At 43.3% G+C, this 22788-nt stretch carries 11 protein-coding genes; 6 read left to right on the top strand and 5 right to left on the bottom strand.

Translation table 11 applies throughout. The features are described from left to right. Positions 1-10: 10 nt before the first annotated feature. Positions 11-418: a YwpF-like family protein gene (locus ACPF7I_RS13375; protein ID WP_430745761.1), complete on the bottom strand. Its 408-nt coding sequence runs from the start codon at positions 416-418 to the stop codon at positions 11-13. 359 nt (positions 419-777) lie between these two features. On the opposite strand from ACPF7I_RS13375, the gene ACPF7I_RS13370 reads away from it, so the two are divergent. Next, positions 778-1050: a DUF1640 domain-containing protein gene (locus tag ACPF7I_RS13370; protein ID WP_430745762.1), complete on the top strand. Its 273-nt coding sequence runs from the start codon at positions 778-780 to the stop codon at positions 1048-1050. Positions 1051-1119: 69 nt separating this feature from the next. Here the strand turns inward: ACPF7I_RS13370 and ACPF7I_RS13365 are convergent, their stop codons facing one another. Further along, positions 1120-1533 (bottom strand): helix-turn-helix domain-containing protein, encoded by a 414-nt coding sequence (locus ACPF7I_RS13365; RefSeq protein ID WP_430745764.1) that lies wholly within the window; start codon positions 1531-1533, stop codon positions 1120-1122. 191 nt (positions 1534-1724) lie between these two features. On the opposite strand from ACPF7I_RS13365, the gene ACPF7I_RS13360 reads away from it, so the two are divergent. Then, positions 1725-2177 carry a hypothetical protein gene (locus tag ACPF7I_RS13360; protein WP_430745766.1) on the top strand — a complete coding sequence of 151 codons (453 nt, stop codon included), beginning with the start codon at positions 1725-1727 and terminating at the stop codon, positions 2175-2177. A 173-nt stretch (positions 2178-2350) separates the two neighbouring features. On the opposite strand, the gene ACPF7I_RS13355 is transcribed toward ACPF7I_RS13360, so the two are convergent. Together ACPF7I_RS13355 and secA2 are read right to left on the bottom strand one after the other, a co-directional pair. After that, positions 2351-3220, bottom strand: coding sequence for an accessory Sec system S-layer assembly protein (locus ACPF7I_RS13355; protein WP_430745767.1), 870 nt, complete (start codon positions 3218-3220; stop codon positions 2351-2353). 16 nt (positions 3221-3236) lie between these two features. Continuing rightward, positions 3237-5570 (bottom strand): accessory Sec system translocase SecA2, encoded by a 2334-nt coding sequence (gene secA2 / locus ACPF7I_RS13350; protein ID WP_430745769.1) that lies wholly within the window; start codon positions 5568-5570, stop codon positions 3237-3239. Positions 5571-5805: 235 nt separating this feature from the next. Between secA2 and ACPF7I_RS13345 the strand changes: the two genes are divergently transcribed. Both ACPF7I_RS13345 and ACPF7I_RS13340 read left to right on the top strand, forming a co-directional pair. Beyond that, complete coding sequence (locus ACPF7I_RS13345) at positions 5806-9249, top strand: S8 family peptidase (protein WP_430745770.1); 3444 nt, start codon at positions 5806-5808, stop codon at positions 9247-9249. A 103-nt stretch (positions 9250-9352) separates the two neighbouring features. Further along, positions 9353-10945 (top strand): S-layer homology domain-containing protein, encoded by a 1593-nt coding sequence (locus ACPF7I_RS13340; protein ID WP_430745771.1) that lies wholly within the window; start codon positions 9353-9355, stop codon positions 10943-10945. A 23-nt stretch (positions 10946-10968) separates the two neighbouring features. Here the strand turns inward: ACPF7I_RS13340 and ACPF7I_RS13335 are convergent, their stop codons facing one another. Then, positions 10969-11919: an S-layer homology domain-containing protein gene (locus tag ACPF7I_RS13335; protein ID WP_430745773.1), complete on the bottom strand. Its 951-nt coding sequence runs from the start codon at positions 11917-11919 to the stop codon at positions 10969-10971. 389 nt (positions 11920-12308) lie between these two features. Between ACPF7I_RS13335 and ACPF7I_RS13330 the strand changes: the two genes are divergently transcribed. Continuing rightward, on the top strand, positions 12309-16397 hold the full coding sequence (locus tag ACPF7I_RS13330; protein ID WP_430745775.1) for an S-layer homology domain-containing protein: 4089 nt from the start codon (positions 12309-12311) through the stop codon (positions 16395-16397). Between the two features lie 211 nt (positions 16398-16608). Continuing rightward, entirely contained in the window at positions 16609-22701 is a 6093-nt protein-coding gene (locus ACPF7I_RS13325; protein ID WP_430746031.1) for an alpha amylase N-terminal ig-like domain-containing protein, read from the top strand. Positions 22702-22788: the final 87 nt, after the last annotated feature.

The following is a 22788-nucleotide window of genomic DNA, read 5'->3' as shown; positions in this document are numbered from 1 at the left end:
TTGATGTTCGTCAGCCTCTTTTCGTGTGCATTTGTTCTTTAAACTGTTGCAACAACGTCTCTCCGTGCAGCCCGCGTTGAACTAAATCTTCTAAAACAACTTCAGCTAAATTCGAGCGTTTGACGAGAAATGCATCCATTAACACACTTATTCGTTCACCCATCATCGTGACGGAGCGGACGGTTGCGCGCACATGGGCCGGATCGTTTGTCTTTCGGGAAATCGTCACGAGCGCATCAAATGTCGTCCCCTTTTCTTTCAGCGATGTGAATAGCTTATGATACGTTTGCTCGACATACGCTTCCACAAGCCAGCGTTGCTTTTCATCTTCTTTATTAATCATTAAGCCATCAATGAGCGGAATGTCTTGCTTTTGCTCATGCAACAATGTAAGGGAAACGAGCTTAAATGTTTTCACCGCATCCACCTCGCAATATGAGTTGTCTTCATTATACCATACGAAAACGTGCGGAAAAAAATAAAACAAAAAGTGAAAATTGAATTTTCGGGCGCTTTTTTCACGAAATATAGCTGAAAAACGGCAAAAAATTTAAAAAAACGGCCTGAAAATTCAAAAATCGTCATTTTACATCATGTTTTTCTTTTCGTATCATATGAGACAAGGAGGTGATACACAATTCCTCTCATTTCCTTCCAAAATGCGTCCTCTACTGCTCCCTCACAAATTGGCTAGCACCCCTTGCTAGCCTCTTTTTTTCAATTGACCGTCCATAGGGGGAGTGATATGCTAGGGAGTAAAGAAAGGGGTGAAGCGAAGTGGAAGATCAAGTTATTCAAGCTGTCAAAGAATTGCTTTATGAAGTGCGTGAAATGCGTCAAGACTTAGAAAGTTTCAAACAAGAGATGCGTCAGGATATGGAATCTTTCAAACAAGAAATGCGCGAAGAAATAAAAGAATTGCACATGCGCATCGGAAAGCTAGAAACGAAAGTGGACAAGCTGCACGACAAGTTTGAATTGCACGCGCAAAAACAATGGCAAACAGAAGCGGACGTGTATCGATTGAAAAAGTTAATTGGGATTGAATAAAGGGCAGATGCGCCCCTTTTTTTATATATACGATAAGAGCGAGCGGAGCGAGACAGTCTCACTCCGTTTTTATTTTAATGCATCGATCATTTCATCAATCATTTTCACCACTACATGTTCGACTCGTTTCCGTTTATGCGCAGGCAACGATTGTAGCGCGTACAAACGCTCAGCAAGCTCGCGCTGTTCGTTCATGTAGCGAATGAGCGACAATAGTTGGTCGTTCATCTCACTCGTTCCATATGCTAGTTGTACCTCATGTAAAAGCTGCTTATCGGTCGGCGGCTTCCCAAGCAAAAAGTCGACGCTGACCGAAAAAAGTTCGCTCATATCGATAAGCGACTTGATATCTGGAAGCACTTCACCGTTTTCCCATTTGCTCACTTTCGAACGAGAAACATTCAGCCGCTGCGCCAATTGCTCTTGCGTCCAATGATGCGCTTTGCGCAGCCGTTTAATTTGTTCACTGACGTATTGTAACATCGTCTTCCACCAAATTCCCTTTTTCTTTTTACAATAGAGGAATAAAAGGGATTGTTTTGTTCTTTTTAAGCACAAAAATACAACATGTTCGAAAATAGAACGAAAATCGACGATCCATTTGTCGAAAAAAGTTGATTGAATATTCATAAAATGTAAAAATATACATTGGAAAAACTTGAAGGGGATGATGAATGGTGAATATTTATTTTGCAAATTTTATTATCCACGAAGCGAAACGGGGTGGGGAACCATGCGAAGTGCTCATTAAGGAAAAGCCGCATCCTCCGTTTCATGCATCACGAACGATCGAGCCCATTCACTTTTCTGATTCACTTCAGTTTATTTCACCACCAACGGCAAAACAGCCGTTAGATCCTGTTCGCTATCGTCTCATTACATGCACGACGAAAGATGACGTATTTTTATTTTTTAAAACCGTCGATGAACAAATGATGATCGTCGTCACCTTTTTATTTAGTAAAGGAAAAGCGCAAATTAGTGTGCGACGTTGGAATGACTTCGAGAAGCAATATGTCCCCGCATCGATGAACGACCTCACCGCAGTTGAAGAACGAGCAATTCAATGCACTTTCCGCTCCGTATCTATTCGTTCTGGGCAAAAAATTCGATACTGTTTGTTTTGATATGTGCTAGATGAGGGAAAAAATTTATATAAAAAATAAAAATATGTTTGTTAAACGAGAGAAATGATGCTAAAATATAACTGTAGTACTATTTCCTTCTGTTTACGATAGAGAGCGGTTGGTGGCCAGAGGCAAAGAAAGAGGGGCTGATGAATTTCATCAGCCCCTTTTTCTTATGATTGTGAGGAGTACACATCCCATTGACTTAAATCAATGTTTTCTTTCAGGATAAGTTCTTTTGGAAACACGAATGTCCACGGCTTGCTTGTGTTCGCTTTTATTTCTAAATCCAGCGTGAATAAACCACGAGCAATGATTTCCTTCGATGAATCTTTTACTAAAAGTGGTAACTGTTTTAATTGAATATGTTTTCGTGTTCCGTTTCGGATAAGTAGGCTTATAACTAAATTACCATTTTCATCAATTGTTGCCTGTAGTCCTGTCATATTTACTTCATTTTCACGCAGACGAGGAAGCGAGCGGACGAATTGTTCTAATTCCAGCTTATCTTCCTTAGATAGTGCCTTCTGCCAGCTTTCGTCTAGATCTAGAGTATGCTTTTTTCTCAATTCAAAAGAGAGTTTCCAACCAAATTGAGGTATTTTATTCGAAAATAGTTCATATTGATTGAAAACGAAAAACCACGGCCGACTACTTCTAGGTGGAATGTCACCTAATTCGTGCATCGGGAATATTTTGCGACCGAGCACTTGTCCGTCCGGTCCGATAAACAGTAACGGAGTTTCATCGAAACGAATCGCTTGATCTAAACTGTTGCGCACGAATGCAGTAATGACATAGTTTTCTCCTTCTTTTTTCCATTCGATCCCAGATAACGACACTTGGTTTTTTTTCAACGGCGGCAATTCGTTGTTCATATATTGAAAATAATATTTTTGTTCCGTCGTTAACGACATGAGAGGATGAATGGATAACGTCGTATGCACGTCTTCATCTTGTTGTTCATGTGTGCCATCAAATAATTGATTCGCTTGAATTGTACTATCTTCACCTTGTTTTTTCTTTTTAAAGAATGGAAGCATTGTTCCATCTCCTTTCTTATTGTGTCAGCAGCTGGGCCAATTGTTGGGATGCATCTTTTTCTAGACGGTGGTACATAAGTGTAAAGAGTTCCAACCCTTCTTTTGCATATTGGCGCATCGGATCTTCTTGGCCATAATGGCGCAACCCAATTCCTTCCTTTAATAGTTCCATTGCCTCTAAATGCTTTGTCCAATGGAAATCGATTAAGGAAAGCAGCGCTCGTTGAAGTGCCCGTTGTTGTTCTTCCGTGTACGAGCATGAAGAAACGCGCTCTTTCCATGTTTCGACGGCTCGTTGAACGATCGTTTCCACTTCTTGTTGTTCGACCACACCAGCTATATCAATTTGTTCGTTTGTGACGATGCGAACTGTTTCTACTAAACGCGCAACATCCCATTCTTCTGGAATGGCATCTTCTGGACACGTATAAGCTACTTCTCTTTCTAAAAACGACGGAACCATGTTGACAACAATGGCTACAACATCATCCGCCTCTAGCACGCGATTGCGCAACGTATAAATGGTGCGGCGCTGCTCGTTTAGTACGTCATCGAGCTTTAAGTTATATTCGCGCACCGAGAAATTGCTTCCTTCACAAATGCGCTGTACGCGGTTCACAAATTCATGGACGTCTTCATTTAACACTTCGCCTTCTTCATTTACGCGAAGCGACTTTTTCATTTTCTCCAGCTCTTCTTTGGCGAAGCGGCGAAACATCTCATCTTCGAGCGAAATAAAAAATTGCGAACGACCTGGATCACCTTGGCGGCCAGCGCGTCCTTTCAGCTGATTATCAATGCGCCGGCTTTCGTGGCGCTCTGTACCAAGGACGTATAAACCGCCAAGCTCAGCGACTCCTTCCCCGAGCATAATGTCCGTCCCGCGTCCAGCCATATTTGTCGCAATCGTAATTTGTCCTTTTTGGCCTGCGCGCGAAATGAGTTCGACTTCTTGTTCGACGCTTTTTGCGTTTAACAATTGGAACGATAGTCCTTCTTCAGCTAAATATTTCGCCACTTTTTCCGACTGCAAAATGGACGTCGTGCCGATGAGCAGCGGCTGCCCCGTTTCATGCACGCGCTTCGCTTCTTTTGCGACCGCCTTATATTTCGCGTCAATGGAAATAAAAATGCGGTCACGTAAGTCTTGACGAATGACCGGGCGATTTGTCGGAATTTGAACGACATCCATGCCATACAGTGTTTGAAACTCTTTTTCTTCCGTTTTCGCTGTGCCCGTCATCCCTGATAAAATTGGATACATACGGAAATAGTTTTGAATCGTAATCGACGCTTGAATTTTGTTTTCTTCTGTTAGCTCTACCCCTTCTTTCGCTTCAATCGCTTGATGAAGTCCGTTGCTTAAGCTTCGTCCTTCCATCGGGCGGCCGGTGAACATATCGATCAACAACACTTTTCCATCTTTTACAATATAGTCGACATCGCGCGTAAACATGACGTATGCCCGCAACGCTTGAATGACGTAATGATAAAGCACTTGATGCTCAAGATCGTATAAATTGTCGATGCCGAATCCTTTTTCGATTTTTTCGATGCCTTGTTCTGTTAAGTTGACGGTCTTTGTTTCTTCGTCATATTCGTAATCTTCGTCCCGTTTAAAATGTTTGACGATGCGGGCGCATAAATAGCTTAGTTCGGAACTGACACCTGTCTTTCCTGCGATAATGAGCGGTGTTTTCGCCTCGTCAATGAGCACGCTGTCGACTTCATCAACGATCGCATAATGAAACGGGCGTTGGACGCGATCGGAGACGTGATATGCCATATGATCGCGCAAATAATCGAACCCAAACTCGTTGCCGACACCGTACGTAATGTCCGCTGCATACGCTGCTTTTTTTTCTTCTAGCGACATATGTGGCAAGTTTAAACCGACCGTCAGCCCTAAAAATTCATGAATTTTTCCGATGAGTTCACGGTCGCGCTTCGCTAAGTAGTCGTTGACCGTAATGACGTGCACGCCTTTTCCTTCTAACGCCCGCAAGTAGCTTGGAGAAGAAGCAACGAGCGTTTTCCCTTCCCCTGTCGCCATTTCTGCGATGTTTCCTTCTGCCAATACGAGTCCGCCGATGAGCTGAACGTCAAAATGGCGCATCCCGAGAACGCGTTTCGATGCTTCTCTGACGGTCGCAAACGCTTCAACTTGTAAATCGAATACGCTTTCCCCTTGTTGAAGCCGCTGTTTAAATTCCGATGTTTTATCGCGCAGCTGTTCATCCGTTAATTTTTCAAATGATGGCTCCAGATCATTAATGCGCGCAACCGTTTTATAATAGCTTTTTAGTTTCCGTTCATCGCGGTTGACTAGTTTTTTTATGTAAGACAACATGTTGCATTCTCCTTCAATACGAATCAAATAGTCTCAACGTACAGTATACCATTGTTCCCAAAATGTTTCACGCCCCGGAAAATATTTCTTTACTTTTGTTAGATTGGTTGATATTGTAATATTGTTAGAAAAAATTATCAAAATATGAAACTTTTTTTGTTTTTTCTCGTTGTAGTAGGTGTATTTGCCTTTCGGGTCGAATATACATGTTACATTCTTTTGTAGGAGGATTTATATGAAAAAATGGAAAAAAGTAGTATTATCCATTAGTTTTGCTTCATCGCTCCTTGTGCCAACGATCACGCAAGCGTCGATGGAGCCGCCGATTGCGCAATGGAAAAAGGAAACGGTAGAGAGCAAACAAACGTCACTTGCTTACAAACGGTTTGAAGAAGCACAACATCAAGTGAGCTCAGACACATTAATTATTAAGTATCATGAAAAAATTCCTGCCGCTGTTCATCGCAGTTTAGGAACGACGTTAAAACAATCGTTCCCGCAATTGCGCTACGACGTCGTTACGGTGCAAAAAGGAAAGAACTTGCAAGAAGTGATGAAAAGCTATGCAAAATTAAAAGCGGTCAAAAGCGTGACGCCAAGTTTTACATATAGGAAGCTCGGCTCGGCTGATCCGAAAGCAGATCGCATGTATGCATTGTCGCTATTAAATATCGATAAAGCATTAAAACTAGCAGGAAACCATCGCGTCACAGTTGCTGTCATCGACACGGGGATGGATACGAACCATCCAGAGTTGAAAGGTCGTGTGTTGCCAGCTTACAATGCGATTAACCCAGCTGGCGCTCCGATGAAAGATGTGCATGGAACGCACGTTGCCGGCATTATCGGGGCGAACGCAAACAATGGAGTTGGTGCCCACGGGGTCAATCCGAACGTGACTATTTTGCCGATTGATGTTTTTGGCGGGTCATGGGGCGCAAGCGACTATACGATCGCCCAAGGCATTTTATATGCGATCGAAAAAGGGGCAAAAGTCATTAATATGAGCCTTGGCGGTTATTTTAGCTCGCCAATTTTAGAAGAAGCAGTTAAACAAGCGATTGATGCGGGCATTACTGTCGTTGCGGCAGCGGGAAATGAAGCGACGGATATGTATGCTATTCCTGCTTCATACGAAGGGGTCATTAGCGTCGGTGCGACGGATAGTAAAAACAAGCTCGCTGAGTTTTCAAACTATGGACCATCCGTTGACCTTGTCGCTCCGGGTGTTGACGTATACAGTCCGATTTACGACTATGCGAAAGGTTCTTCATTTGCGGAGTTAAGTGGAACGTCGATGGCAGCGCCTGTCGTCGCTGGAGTCGCTTCGCTTCTTTTATCAAAGTATCCGAACTTAAAACCGTATCAAGTCGAATGGATTTTAGAGCGCACCGCAACGGACTTAGGGGAAAAAGGATATGACTTAACATACGGCAACGGTTTAGTAAATCCTGTCGCTGCGCTGCAATATAACATGAAAAACGTGCCGCAAAAAGAAAATTGGAACGATGAAACGATTTTAGCGAAGGCACCGACCATTGACGCAAAAGAGGGATATGTGAAAAAAGGTGCGCTGACAAAACCGGAAGAAATGCATTGGGTAAAAGTGAACGTACAACAAGGTGAAAGCGTCCAAGCTATACTCGAAGGCGCGGAATCGTACGACTACAAACTTGTGTTCCGATTTTACCCAGAAGGAAAAACAACATCTGAAAAGCCGGTGCAAGTGAATGACGGACGCGCAGGGGAAATGGAAGCGAAGCTGTTTACAGCGAAGCAGCCAGGGGTATTGGCAATCGGTGTAACAGATGCGAATGGCAACTATAGCTTACAAGGGAAGTCCACATATACGTTAGCTGTCCAGTCGTTTACAGAACTTACGGACGATGGGATCACAAAAGAAAATCCAGCTATGATTGAACAGTTGCCGTTTGTTGCAGAAAACTTAACGTTTGTCCCAGAAAAAGATGCAACGGAAAGCGACCGTGACTATTTTCAATTCACCGTAACAGAGCCGACGACGGTGAAGTTTACATTGTCCCCTATTCCAGGGATCGATTCATCGTTAAACATTTATTTAGCTGATGAGCTATATCGCCCTGTTAATCCAGACGCGAAATATAAAGAAATCACATTCCCGATTGCATCTGGAAATAATAACGGCATAAGTAAAGGAGAGACGCTCACGTTTGAAGCACAACCGGGCGTGCCATATGTCGTTGAAGCTTCTAGCGAACCAGTGGGCGGATTTTATCCAATGATGTTTGATATGGCGATGTCAAGCAATCAAGTAAAACAGTTAACGGGTTCAGCCATTCCATATGAGCTTCGCGCACAAGTCGTGACGCTTCCAGCTGATGAAGACAACTTCCCAGCACGTGAGCCGATGCAATCGGAGAATGGGGCTGTGGAACAAGCTGAAAAAATAAAAGAACAAATGCGCAAACCGAACGATATCGTTGTCATTATCGACGATGGAAGTTGGAGTTATTTCGATAAAGAACAAGTACGACAAATTAAAGAAAATGTCCGTCCTTACAACATTGGGGACAAAATAGAAGCGTTCATTCAATTTAGTGGGGATCAAGACTTTTACCGAGTTACTGTCCCGAAAACGGCAGTGTACGAGTTTTCGTTTGCGACACCTGAAGATATGATGCCATCAGCTGTTTTATTCCAATACGATGAGAAAAAAGATGATCTCATCCCTGTCAACTATTTTTGGCCATTTGATTGGATGTTCGGGAAAAAGCAGACGAACTGGACACTTATTTTAGAAGAAGGAAAAACGTATTACATGTCGGTGCAAAACGACTATTATCAGCCAGTTGCTGATCCGTACGTCATCACGTCGAAAAAGCTTATAGATGCGCCGAAAGATGTAAACGAGAAAAACGACGAGCCGGTTCAGGCGACTGTCGTGCAAGTGAACGAATCGAAAACAGGAAACTTCGTGTTACCAGAAGACGTGGACTATTATTACTACAAACATCGTCAAGCGAACGGTGTGTTAACGTTTTATGCAAAACCAAGCAAAATCAACGCTTCGTTGCCAAAAGAGCTGCGCGGTACGTTAATTCCGATCGTATCGGTCGTTGAAGATACGAACGGGAACATGACGATTGACGAAGACGAATACGGTAAAGCAGTGACGTTTTTCCCTACCGGCTTCAGTCCGTTATATGACGTGAACGGTTCATTCCGTGCGAAGAAAAATGTCGGCTACTTCTTTGTCGCGAACGGATTGATGTGGGATGGACTATCGCTTCAGTCGTACAACTTTGGCATTCAATCGCTCAATAAAAAAGATGAAGATGCTGCATCTATGATGAAAAACAACGTACCATCGAAACCGCTCTTGTTGACGAAAAAAGAAAACGTATACGAAGCGCGCGGATATATGAACGTCGTTGATTACGGCGATAAAGACGCCTACAAGTTCGTCGTTGACCGCGACGGTACGTTTACATTTAAGCTGAATGTGCCAGGGACGATGGATGGGGTCATGACTATTTTCGATGCGAAAGGGCGCATCGTGCAATCGTACGACCACTACGGTGAGGGGGATGCTGAAATCGCCACCCTTTCGTTGAAAAAAGGAACGTATTATGTCGTCGTAGAAGAAGCGCTAGCTCGGCCAAACGCCAACCCATATACGCTCTCTATAACGAAGAAATAAATACGAAGGCTGCCTATTAGGCAGCCTTCCTTATTTTTCTTTTCCATCTTCGCGTTTGACGTGCTAACATAAATGTAGATTGATAGATCACGAGGTGATTAACGTGCAACGCATGCGATTCATTTGGCTTTCGTTCGTTTTTTTATTCTTTTTTCACGCGCCTGTTCACGCCCATGTCGTTGATTTAACGAAAAAAGCACAGGCGCAAAGCTACGAAAACTACTATTCGCTTATCGCCAGCTATAAAGGGGAAAGTGGCGTCACGTTTGAAAGCTATAGCCCGTACTGGGCGAAGACGAAGCTTATGCAGTTGGAACAAGAACTATTAAAAAACAAACATGGCGCTGAGCTTGCTTTGTTACGGAGCATTAAAATTTTTCCTGACTATCCTGCCGGTGCAAACGTACTCGGACAATATTTTGCGCAATATCAAACAAGTCCAAAGCCTGCGTTGCTTCCGAATCGGTATATTCATTTATATGGGGGAAATGAATGGACGACTGTCGAGCAAATGGCGACAACGTTAGCGCACGAATATGGGCATCACTTTACATTTTATTACTTGTTAAATAAAGAGCAACGCCTTCCGAACGAATGGCTCATGTCGCGATATGCGGCGGCGCGCGAATTGTTTCGCTATCCGAATGTTCATGCCGATGGAAATGGGGCGTACGAATGGTATATGCCTGAAATACTCGCAGAAGATTACGTGCAATTATTCGGTTCGCCAAACGCATTAAAAGGGCATATGCAAATGAACGTTCATCTTCCTACCCCTTTTGAACTTTCAGCGCTACAAACGTATTGGAAAAACGGGCTTGGCGCACCGTACGAACCGCAGCCGCCCCTTTCGCTCTTGTTGACGAACTATACGGTAAAAAATAACGTGTATTCGCTAAAATTTTATACATATGCCGATACAACGGCATACTTGAACGCACAAGATGGACAAGGTCGCTATGCTTCTGTTTATATCGGTAGTGTGCCAAAAGGAATAAACGAAACGACGTATGATGGAACGAAACTGAGTAGTCAAATTTCTTGGCTATTTCGCTCAACGTTTGTCGATACAGCACTTTTTCGCGTCGTACAACCGACGGCAAAAGGGTTCAATCGCGGTTCGGCAACGCTTCGCGTCTCATATGAATCGATTGATTCGCTCGTTGCGACGCCTCCGCTTTTTCCTGATGTCGTCGGGGAAGAATGGCAGATGGCGGCGCGACTATTGTATGAGCGCGGCATCATCTCTGGGTTTCCAGACGGCACATATCGTCCGAACGAACGGCTATTGCGCCGCCATGCCGCACTTATGCTTATTCGCGATTTGCGTTTAACGCTTCCTGAAGGATATGTCGTGAAAGCGAAAGACGTAAAGCCGACAGATGCGTGGTATAAAGAAATGGCGATTGCCGAAGCGTACGGGCTGCTGACGGGATACGACGGCAAGCTACATCCGAATGATTACATTACCCGTGCGCAAATGGCAACGATTTTAACGAGGGTATATGGCGATGTGTACGAAGCGCCAACGGGGAATCGTACATTTGTCGATGTTCCGTTTTCCCATTGGGCGTACGCTCCGATCCATACGCTCTATTTTAACGGCATTACAGTAAACGATCCGTATCGCCCGAACGACATCGTCACACGCGGACAATTTGCGCTCTTTCTCAGTCGAACATTGCAAAAAAAATAGCGATGAAGGCTCGTCCTTCCTCGCTATTTCATATTGATCGCACGGTATAAAAACACCGCAAACTGCGCCCGCGTCACCACATCTTTCGGACGGAACGTGCCGTCCTCATATCCGTTTGCAATGCCTGATGCGACAAGTTTTTCGATCGCATCATACGCCGCATCTGTTTCTTTTACGTCAACAAACGGAACATCCGCCCCGCGCTTTAACTTCCACGCTTCCGCAAACCATATCGCTAATTGCTCGCGCGTTAACGGCTCGTCCGGCTGGAACGACGTCATCTGTTTATCGACGATTCGCTCTTTGACAAGAGCGTTAATCGCACCGACTGCCCAATGGTCGCTCGGCACGTCTTGGAACGTTTTTTTCCGATCGTTCATATTGAAGTCGAAATACGATGCGATCAGCCCCGCCGCATCCGCGCGCGTCATGATGTCATCGGGTTTAAAATAACTTTTCGCATAACCGAGCACAATTTCTTCTTTTCCGAGCTTCGCAATTTCTTCACTTGCCCAAAAGTCTTTTCCGATATCGCGAAACTGTCCGACAGCTTCTTCATAAGCAAGCACTCGTCTTGCCCCTATGTATCGTTTCTTGTAATAAGAATCATCAAGCGATGTCACGATAATCCCTCTCGATGAACTCGCATGAATAAATCGGTTATCCCCGATGTAAATTCCGGCATGCGACGGTCCTTTTTTATACGTCTCAAAAAAGACGAGATCGCCAACGCGCAACTCTTCTTTCTTTACTGCACGTCCTTGTTTGTACTGCCCTTCAGTCGTCCGCGGCAGCGTTACCCCGAGCCCTTCCATCACATGCCGCGTAAATCCAGAACAATCGAACCCTTTTTCCGAACTGCCGCCAAATTGATACGGCACCCCGACATATTTTTTCGCAAGGGGGACGAGTCGGTCGTAACTATCTGCATATGCGAATGAAGGGAAAAGAAAAAACAAAAGCAACGCTGACATAAGTCTCCTCACACAATCCACCTCACTCCGCCATTGTTCTTACTATTTCGACACATTCATACGATTCCAAGTGTATCATAAATAGGATAATTGTAACTTTACAGTTATGTAACAAAATTTTTTGTCAAAAAGTTACGCAATGAGGTATTGAAAAAAGTCGAACATTCGGTAAAATGGTGAATAGGTGGAAGGCTGCATATGAAAAAGTTTTGTTATTCCAACAAAGAAAAACCATTGAAAAAATGGTTGACTTTCATCATGGAAAAAATTATAATGTAGTTTGTAGTCGTTCACTCGCTAAGTTTAAGAGTTTCATAGAGAGAACATACATATCTCTTAAATTTAGCTAAAACAAATAGAAAGAGAAACAAAAAGGAGGAAATAAGTCGATGGCTTACCAACCAAAGTCTTATCGCAAATTTTTAGCTGGTACAGTCTCTGCGGCAGTTGTTGCTTCAGCGATCGCACCAGTCGCAAGCGCTTCTTTCACAGACGTAGCAGGAAGCGTGCATGCAGATGATATCGCAACATTAGTTGCAAAAGGGTACATTAAAGGGTACAGCGATGGCACATTCAAGCCAGACAAATCATTAACACGCGGTGAAGCTGCGATCATCTTCTCGCGCATTTTAAAAGATGCAGGTGTTACTGAAAAAGGCGCAGGCTTCCCAGACGTTCCAGCAAGCAAAGCAGAATTAGCTGAAGCTGTAGCGATCGTGCAAGCTGCTGGCATCATGACTGGAGACGAAAAGGGCAACTTCAATCCGAACGCAAACATCACTCGCGAACAAATGGCGAAAGTCGTTGCTGAAGCGTTCAAATTAACAAAACCAGCAAACCACACAACAAAAGTAACTGACCTTGACAAAGCTGGTGCATGGGCTCGCGAATACATCCAAGTGTTAGAAGCAAACGGTGTAACGAAAAACACAGAGTTCATGCCAAAACAAAACGTTACGCGCGGTCAATTCGCTTCATTCGTCGTTCGTGCGATGGGTGTGAAGCCAGTAACGAAAGAATTTGCTGTATCGGAAGTTCGTTTTGTTGGATTAAACAAAGTCGTTGTCAAGTTCAATCAACCGGTTGATGAAGTAAAAGCTGAAAACTTCGTCATTCCTGGAGCGACAGTTGTGGCTGCAACGCTTTCAGCGGACAAACTTTCGGCAGAATTGTCTGTACAAGGTGTAGAACTTGGTAAAGATTACGCCGTTAAAGTAACGGGTGTAAAAGTTAACGGTGTAGTTCAAAAAGATTTAGAGAAATCGGCAACAGCGCCTTCTCAAAATGAATTATATAAACCAATCGTTACAACAAAAGATGCTGTTTTAAAATCAGACGGTGCGTCTACGACACTTGTTACGTTTGAGCTTCGTGATGCGGCTGGAAACGTATTAAAAGACGCTAAAAATGTAGAGGTGGCGTTCACTTCGACATTTGGTAAGTTTGCTGAAAAGCGTGTAACTGTACAAAACGGTGTCGCGACAGTGCTATTTACGTCGGAGGCATTGACGTCTGATAAAGTGGCTGAAATTACGGCCCAAGTTGTTGAGGCGTCTGATAAAACACAAATTGGTCTTAAAGCGGTGACTTCTATCATCTTGTCGCCAAATCCAAGCAATGTAGATATTACTACAGGTGCGATGATGACAGAAGCTGAAGCCTTCCAGGCTGATCGTGTAGTTGTTTACTTTAATAAGCCTGTGAAAGTGGACGATTTCATCCAAGGTGGTACTGGGGCTAGTGCGTTTGCGGTAAACACAAACAAAGCGGATGTGAAAGTATACGATCAAGTTTCGAATAACGGCACAGGTGGAATTCTGAAGTCCGTTCGAGGGTTAGCTCCTGTTCCGGGTAACGATCGTGCTTTATATGTTATTTTAGAAAAAAGTTCTGCATTGACTGACAATACGAACATCAAAGTCGAATTTACTGACAAGCGTGGCACTGTAGCAGTACCAAGCACAAAAGTATTTAAGCTCACAGATGCTCGTCAGCCAGCGATGTTAAACGTTGTCCGTGAAGGCTTAAAAACGATTAAAGTGGAGTTTTCAGAGCCTGTTGATGAAACGACTGCGAAAGATCCAAAAAACTGGGTGGTTGACGGTAAGTTATTATCTGATAATGTGTATGGTGTCGGAACGAGCAAGGCTCAAATTTCAGTAGGTGATTTTGATCTTAAGACAGGTTCTGATACTCGTCATGTAGTGACGATCACACTAGGTAAAGATGCTGATGGAAAACAAATTTATTTCAAGCCTGGTAAACATTCTGTTCAGGCAGCAAACATTGGTGATTGGGCTTACGATACTGATAAATCCAATGTGATGAATACTCAGACGCTTGAGTTTGATATTCCGGAAGACAATACTGTACCAACAGCGACAGTAGAAGTTCAATCTCCAGAACAATACTTACTCGTTTTTGATAAAGAATTGAACGAAACAGTAGCAAGCATTCAGAGTGCTTTAGAGCTGCAGAAATATAATGCTCAAACTGGTAAGTGGGAAAAAGTTTCAGATCCTGGTTTTGTTGTAACGCAAATGTCTGATGCTAAATATCTAGTTGAGCTCACAAAAGACTGGACAGAGGTTTACAACACAGCAGGAACAAACAAGAATTACTACAACGACCAATATCGTTTATTTATCGACAAAGACAAAGTGAGTGCCGCTGCAAACGGCAAGAAAAATGCTGAAATTGCTTTGACATTGGGTGGAGCGATGACGGCACCAGACTTCACTAGCCCTTCCATCGTAAACATTGAACAAAAAGATGGGCTGTATCATGTAACGATGTCAGAGCCAGTGAAAATTCCTGGTGTGAATAACGAAGGAAATACGCTTGCTCAAGGTCAGATGAACGTTCCAATGCCAACAGCAGAGTTTGTAAAGAAAGATAAGAGTGAAACAGTCCCAGCTACTGTAATCAGCGGATTCGCGGATGCTGAGGATAGAGTGATTAAAGTTTCACCTTCTAAAGAACTTTCTGGTGGTGAATGGACGCTCGTTGTTCGCTCGATTTCCGATGATGTAGGAAATACGGCACCTTCTGCAACGAAAGACTTTACAGTAGATAAGCCTGTTGCGAAGACAGCATTCAAAGTTGTTTGGGCGGCGGCGAACTTTGAAGAGAGCTTGGATATTGATGCCGTTGATAGCGATCTCCAATATGATTATGTGTTTGTGAAGTTTTCTAAACCAATTGCTACAACTGGGGATTTCAAAAATGTGTTGAAAACGGCGAACTATACGTTGAATGGTAAAGAGTTACCAACCGGAACTCAAATTTTAGCCAACATTAAAGACTTTGATGACAAAGATGACTATATCGATTCAATCACTATTAAATTGCCACAAGGTGCGATTACAAAGCCAGAGACAACGGTGATTAACGTTTCTCAATATCTTGAAAGTGCTGATGGTGAAGTAATTACAAACCCTGGCGAGAAGAAATTACCGTTCAACTTTGGTACTACAGTAGAAGTTAGCACGCTTGATGCGCTGAAGAAAGCGCTAGCTGATGATACCGTTCGTAAAGTGAAGTTAAGTGGAGACGTTGTCGGTGATATTGTTGTTTCACGTGTTGTTGACATCGATTTAGGCGGTAATACTTTAACAGGTAACGTTACTGTGAAAACGTCTGAGGGTGGAGTAATTCACCTAACTGGCGGTACAGTGGACGGCAATTTAACAGTTGATGCGCCGAACGCCGATTTTGTTAACGGAGCAACAGTTACTGGAACGACGACAATTAAAGACGTACTAAGTAAAACGTTTACCAATAACGGAACACTTAACAAAGTAGTTATTGAAGATGCGAATGGTGCGGGATTTAAAAATGCAGCGACTGCTAGTCTAGGAGAAGTGGTTATAAAAACTTCCGCTAATGTAACGTTAGAGGGTAAAATCCCTACTGTTGTTGTTGAACAGGAAGGGGCAAAGTTGACAGTGAATGGAGAAGTGAACGCTCTTAATGTTCGAGCTAAAAATGTTGAAGTATCCAAAGGGGCTGCGGCAGTAATTACTAATATTGGTGGAACAGAAGAGGCTAAAACTACGTTGAAGGTAAAACAAGGAAACGAAAATGTAAATGTAGTTGTAGATACGGTAGCTCCGAAGTTTTTAAGTGCTAAAGCAACAACTAGCGGTGGTGATGTTGTAGCTGTCATCACAGATGGAAAGACTGCAGCTGTAGATGTTTCAGGTTTGGCTGATGACGTTACATTTACAGGAGTAGTTCTTCAGGCAGATAATGATGCTGATAAATTGGTGTTCTCCATCCCAGGTGTAGAAGGTCAAAAGACAGTGACTTTCTTAGACGGTAGTGCTACGTTTAGTCCTAAATCAATGGGTGCACCAGACGATGATGTGAGATTGGGCACATTGCGTGCGCTTGGTTCTTCTGTCACAATTTCTGGAACATTATACGATAAAGCAGGGAATGCGACTGCTGTGACAATCACAATCAAATTAAAATAATTATCGCATGTCAATCAAGAAACAGAGAGTGAAATGACTCTCTGTTTCTTTTTTCACAAAATCCACAAAAAATTCAAAAATATTTTATTGAAATTTTTGAATTTTTTATGTACGATACTTAGTAAGTGAAGCCGTTTGTATCCCCCTTACTGTACCCCTTTGTGCAAACGGTTTCACTTGAAAGAACATTTGAATAAAGGAGGAGCAGATGGTGAAGAGAAGATGGAGAAAGTATGTCGCTTATTTCTCAATCTTTTTGCTTTTTGCCCAGTTGTTTTCATTTAGCGCAATCGTTCGCGCAAATGAATCGGTGCAAAGCCCTGTTGTTAACGGAAACGATGTGACGTTTCGCTACGTTGGAACAGGGGAAGAGCAGTCTGTTTTGCTGGCTGGATCGTTTAATGACTGGCAAACAGATGGGGAGAAAAAGATTGAATTAACGAAAGAAAGCGATCATATTTGGTCAGTCACAAAAACGATTCCAGATGGAACGTACATGTACAAATTTGTTGTAGATGGAAATTGGAAGCCAGATCCACTAAATAACAATCAAATAGATGATGGATATGGTGGAAAAAATAGCGTCGTTGTTGTCGGTCAACCTGTTCAACAACAACGTATCGTCACGCTCGTTGGGAACTTACAAGATGAGTTAGGACACACAGGCGAGTGGGATCCAAAAGCGACTGCTACAATTATGAAGCATGAAGGCGATGGTTTGTACACATTTACGGGAACGCTCCCAGCAGGTACGTATGAGTATAAAATCGCGATAGACGGAAGCTGGGATGAAAACTATGGCGCAGGTGGACGGAACGGCGGAAACATTTCTCTCACGCTCGAAAAAGAGACAGAAGTAACGTTTTATTACCACGATAGCACGCATGCGATTGCCGATTCAACGTGGTATACGCCGATTCCAAAAGAAAAACAGCCGCGGCTCGTCGGAACGATTTTGCCTGTGATTGGCTATGAAACGGAAGTAAACGGATGGACACCGGAAACGTCAACAGCATTTCTCATTGATGATAACTTCGACTCCATTTACACGTTTACCGCTCGTGTACCAAAAGGAAACTATGAATTTAAAGTGACGTTAGGGAATCGTTGGGATGAAAACTACCCTCAAGATAATGCGAAATTAAATGTATTAGAAGAAGCGACAATTACGTTTTTCTTTCATGCAAAAACAAAGGAATTATACACGGACTACAATCCCATCGGTTCAGATGGCAACGTTCAAAAAGATCGTTTAAAACATAACACATGGGATTCGTTATATCGCCAACCGTTCGGTGCAGTAAAAGCAGGAGAAAGCGTGACTGTTCGACTAGCAGCGAAAAAAGGAGATTTAACAAAAGCGAACGTATATGTGAAGAATACAACGACAGGAACGGCGAAGTTGTACGCGATGAACAAAGTCGGAGTGATCGGAGACGATGAGTATTGGGAAGCGACATTCACTCCTGAAGAAAAAGGGTTATATGGCTATAAATTTATCGCGATGGACGGTGCGTCTAAAGCAGAATATGGTGAGGATACGCAAGAAGGTCAATGGGGACGAGCGGTAGATAAAAACGCAGAATTATTCCAATTGACTGTATACGATCCAAACTATAAAACGCCAGATTGGATGAAACAGGCGATCGTATATCAAATTTTCCCTGATCGTTTCTTTAATGGAAATCCAAATAACGACAAAGTGAAAAAAAATGCGCGTGGAAATGAACCGATTGAACATCGAGAGTGGTCGCAACTTCCAGATAATCCACGTATGAAAGATACTCCTGGATATGACGGTGACGGTATTTGGTCCAACGACTTTTTTGGTGGAGATATTGCTGGTATTGAACAAAAGCTAGATTACTTGCAGTCTTTAGGTGTAAATACCATTTACTTAAACCCGATTGCGCATGCCCCATCCAACCATAAATATGATGCGCACGATTATAAGGCAATCGATCCGATGTTCGGAACGCCTGAAGAGTTTGAATCATTTGTGCAAGCGATTGCATCGCGCGGTATGCATCTTATTTTAGATGGGGTATTTAATCACGTATCCGACGATTCCATTTACTTTGATCGTTACGGAAAATATCCGACTGTTGGAGCATATGAATATTGGTCAGCAGTATACGATGTAATGAACGATAAAGGATTGTCGGAAGAGGAAGCGCGTGCTCAAGTAGAACAAAAGTTTAAAGATGAGGGACAACAGTTCAGTCCGTACGGATTCCATTTATGGTTCAATATCGAGAATGAAAAAGTAAACGGCGTATACAAATATCAATCATGGTGGGGATTTGATAGTTTACCAGAATTCAAATCAATTACTGGTAATAAAGTGCCGTATGCGAGTGAGTTAAACAATGAAAAGCTTGCGAATTATATTTTCTATGAAGATGATTCTGTCGCAAAAAGCTGGATTACGAGAGGAGCTTCAGGATGGCGTTTAGATGTAGCCAATGAGGTGGATACGGAGTTTTGGCGTGAGTTTCGTAAAGAGTTGTTGAAAGGCGACTATGACCGTGGTCCAACGCTCAAAAACGGACAACAGCCGTTAATTCTCGGTGAAATTTGGGATGATGCATCAAAATACTTCCTTGGTGATCAATACGATTCGGTCATGAACTACCGTTTCCGCGGGGCTGTATTAGACTTTTTACGAAACGGTAAAGCAGAGGAAATTGATGCGCGATTAACAGCGATTCGTGAAGATTATCCAGAAGAAGCGTTTTATGCGCTCATGAACTTAATTGGTTCACACGATACAGCTCGCGCAGTCTTCTTGCTTGGAAACGGAACAGATTCATATGAGCGTGCCGAGCTTGATCCAAACTACAATGAACAACTCGGTAAAAAGCGATTAAAACTTGCGGCCATTTTGCAAATGGGCTACCCAGGTGCTCCAACCATTTATTACGGTGATGAAGCAGGTGTAACAGGCTCAAAAGATCCAGACGATCGTCGTACGTATCCGTGGGGAAGCGAAGACAAGGAGCTTATTGCGCATTATCAAAAAGTAGGTGCGATTCGCACAGAACATCAAGATGTATTAGCGAAAGGGACAATTGAGACAGTATATGCGAAAGGTGATGTATACGTCTTTGCTCGCCAATATAAAAACGATGTGGCACTTGTTGCGATGAACCGTGGCGATAGCGAACAAACGGTGGAACTTGATGTCGCTGCGTTCATTCCAAACGGAGTGAAACTTGTAGACGAACTACATGATTCATACGATGTAACCGTGGCGAATGGAAAAATGACGTTACGTGTTCCGGCGATGGACGGTCGGATGTTATTTGGAAAAGTAACTGTCGATCTTCCGAATAAAGTAACAAACGTGCAGGCGACAGAGGGAATCGGTCAAGTCGAGTTAACGTGGGAAGGCGATGCCCAAACGTACCGTATTTATCAATCGACATTAAAAGGTGCAGGTTATCAACTTGTCAAAGAAACGAATGAAAAAACTGTTGTGATTGACAATTTGAAAAACGGTACAGCATATTACTTTGCGATTACAGCTGTTGATGGAAATGGGAATGAGTCCGTGAAAGTAGAAACAAGTCGCGTTGTACCACATTATCCATTAACAGAAGAGAACGTTGCTTTACTTTCCGAAGTGAACGATGGCCTGCTCGATTTAGCTACGCCAATGACGGTGGAAGCAAAAGCGCAAATTGCTGATGTAACGAAACATGGGCTAGCTGATGGTATTCAAGCTGTTTTACAAGTGAAAAAACCGAATAGTGACAAGTGGGAAGACGTACAAGCAGTGTATGATCGTCAAGATGGTGAAGCAAACGTATTCCGTGCTTCTTTCACTCCGTTGCAAGCGGGAACGTATACGTATCGTTACGGATTTACGACAAATATGGGTAGTGATTGGGTGTACACAAGCGAAAAAACATTTACGCTCAACGCAAATACAGAAGATACACAAGCACCAGCAAAAGATGTTCAACTTGTTCAACCGGAAGTTGAATCGGGTCAAGTCAATTTATTATGGTCGTTCGTTGATCGTGATGACAATGATGCATATATGCTTGTGATTGAGCGTAACGGTCAAGTCATTCATACGACAACAACGATTAGTACATCATTTACAGATTATGATGTAGAAAACGGAAAAACATACACTTACGTCGTGAAATTGTATGACCGCGCTGGAAACTTCGTGGCATCAAACGCGGTGGAAATTACACCGAACATTGTCATGGTTGAAGTGACATTTAAAGTGAAAGCACCAAGCTATACACCGTTAGATACGCGTATTACAATTCCGAATAGCATCAATGGCTGGAACACAGGAGCATGGGAAATGACGCGCGGTGGAGCCGTAACGCCAGATTGGGAGTTTAAAACGGAGCTACAAGAAGGCGAAACGATTATTTATAAATACGTAAAAGGTAGCTCATGGGATCAAGAAGGGCTAGCTGATCATACACGTGACGATCAATCGGATGATGATGTTAGCTATTACGGATACGGTGCGATTGGCACAGATTTAAAAGTAACCGTGCACAATCAAGGCAATAACAAAATGGTCATTCAAGACTATATTTTACGTTGGATTGACATGCCTGTCGTTGTCGAAGATGTGAAAAAGGAAGGGGAACGCGTCACGATTAAAGGAAACGCGATTAAAGATGGCGTGTTAACGATTAATAAAGAACGAGTCACGATTCAAGACGACATGTCATTTACGTACACGTTCACACCAGCAGCCAATCAAAAAGAAGTGGCCATCCATATTGAACCGTCTGAACGAAGTAAGTCAGACATCTTTAAAAATGATGGTGGTGCCATTGCAAAAAATACGAAAAACTACGTACTAAATATTGAAACAAAACAATTGCGCGAAGGTGTGTTGCAAGAGGATACAACACCGGACAGCGGCACAACACCGGGCAGCGGCACAACGCCGGGCAGCGGCACAACACCAGGCAGCGGCACAACACCAGGTAATGGTACAACGCCAGGTAGCGGCACAACACCAGGAAGTGGCACAACACCAGGAAGTGGCACAACGCCAGGAAGTGGCACAACGCCAGGAAGTGGCACAACGCCAGGTAGCGGTACAACACCTGAAAAAGGTGCAGTGGTTGTTGAGCCGAAAGTGGAAGTGAAAGAGAGAGATGGAAAAGTTGTTGAAAAAGTTGCTACTGTTTCGTCGAACGATATCGCAACGATCGTCAATGAACTTTCAAATGAAAAGAAACAAGTCGTCATTTCCACAGGTTCACTCGTTAAAGATGTGGCAACAAAAGTAGACGTACCTGCGTCGTTGTTTGTTCAAGCAGCGAATAAGCAATCCGATGCGACGATTGTTAGTGCGAGTGAACAAGCGGTGTATAAATTGCCAGCAAAAGAAGTGAAGCAAGCAGTAGATCAAGTGGCTAAACAATTCAGAACGACGGTAGATCAAGTAAGCATTTCCGTCGAGATGAAAGTAAAAGATGTGCCACAATTACGGGTGAAAACGTTGTCTGATGCGGTACAGTTCCACGTTGTCGCAAAAGCAAATGGCAAGGAACAAGCCATTGATCGCTTTACTCAATATGTCGAGCGAGAGATTGCGCTCAAACAACCTGTTCAGCCAAATCGCGCGGTAGTTGTGCGCGTCAACGATGACGGGTCATTGACTCCAGTACCGACAACGTTTGTCGATCAAAAAGCGGTAGCGAAGTCGTTAACGAACTCGACGTATGTTGTTGTCGAAGGAGCAACGACGTTTGCGGATGTCGGTCAACATTGGGCGAAGCCGTATATTGATTCGTTGGCAGCAAAACAGCTCGTTCGCGGGGTAACAGAGACGGCGTACCGACCAAATGAGCCGATGACGCGTGCGCAATTTGCCGTATTGCTTGTGCGTGCGCTTGCGTTGCCGGGTGAAACATATGATGGACGATTTGCCGATGTGAAAGGAACAGAATGGTTTAACGAACATGGTGAACTTGCTGCGGCGGTGAAGTATGGTGTGATTCAAGGAAAGACACCAAGCACGTTTGCACCAAATGAGCCGATTACACGCGCGCAAGCAGCTGTCATGATCGAGCGTGCTCTTAACCTTTCGTTCGTCAACTTTGACGAGGCGGCAAAAGATCAAACGAAGAAACTAGCGGATTTCCGTGATGCGAGTCAATTGCCAGTATGGTCAAGACAAGCTATTGAAGCAATATATCAAGCAGGGATTGTACAAGGTCGCCCAGACGGTACATTTGATCCAGCAGGTCGAATGACACGTGCGGAGATGGCAAAGGTGTTAGCAGAGTTTTTAACAAAGGCGAAGTTGATGTAAGGCCTCCGAATAGGAGGTCTTACTTTTTTGTCGGAAAGTGTCGAAATTTTTCGTATACCAATAAAAAACCAAGAATATTATAATATT

Source organism: Anoxybacillus dikiliensis, from assembly GCF_050613275.1.
Taxonomy (GTDB): domain Bacteria; phylum Bacillota; class Bacilli; order Bacillales; family Anoxybacillaceae; genus Anoxybacillus.
Note: the sequence above shows the minus strand (reverse complement) of the source record. Positions and strands in the feature narration are given on the sequence as shown.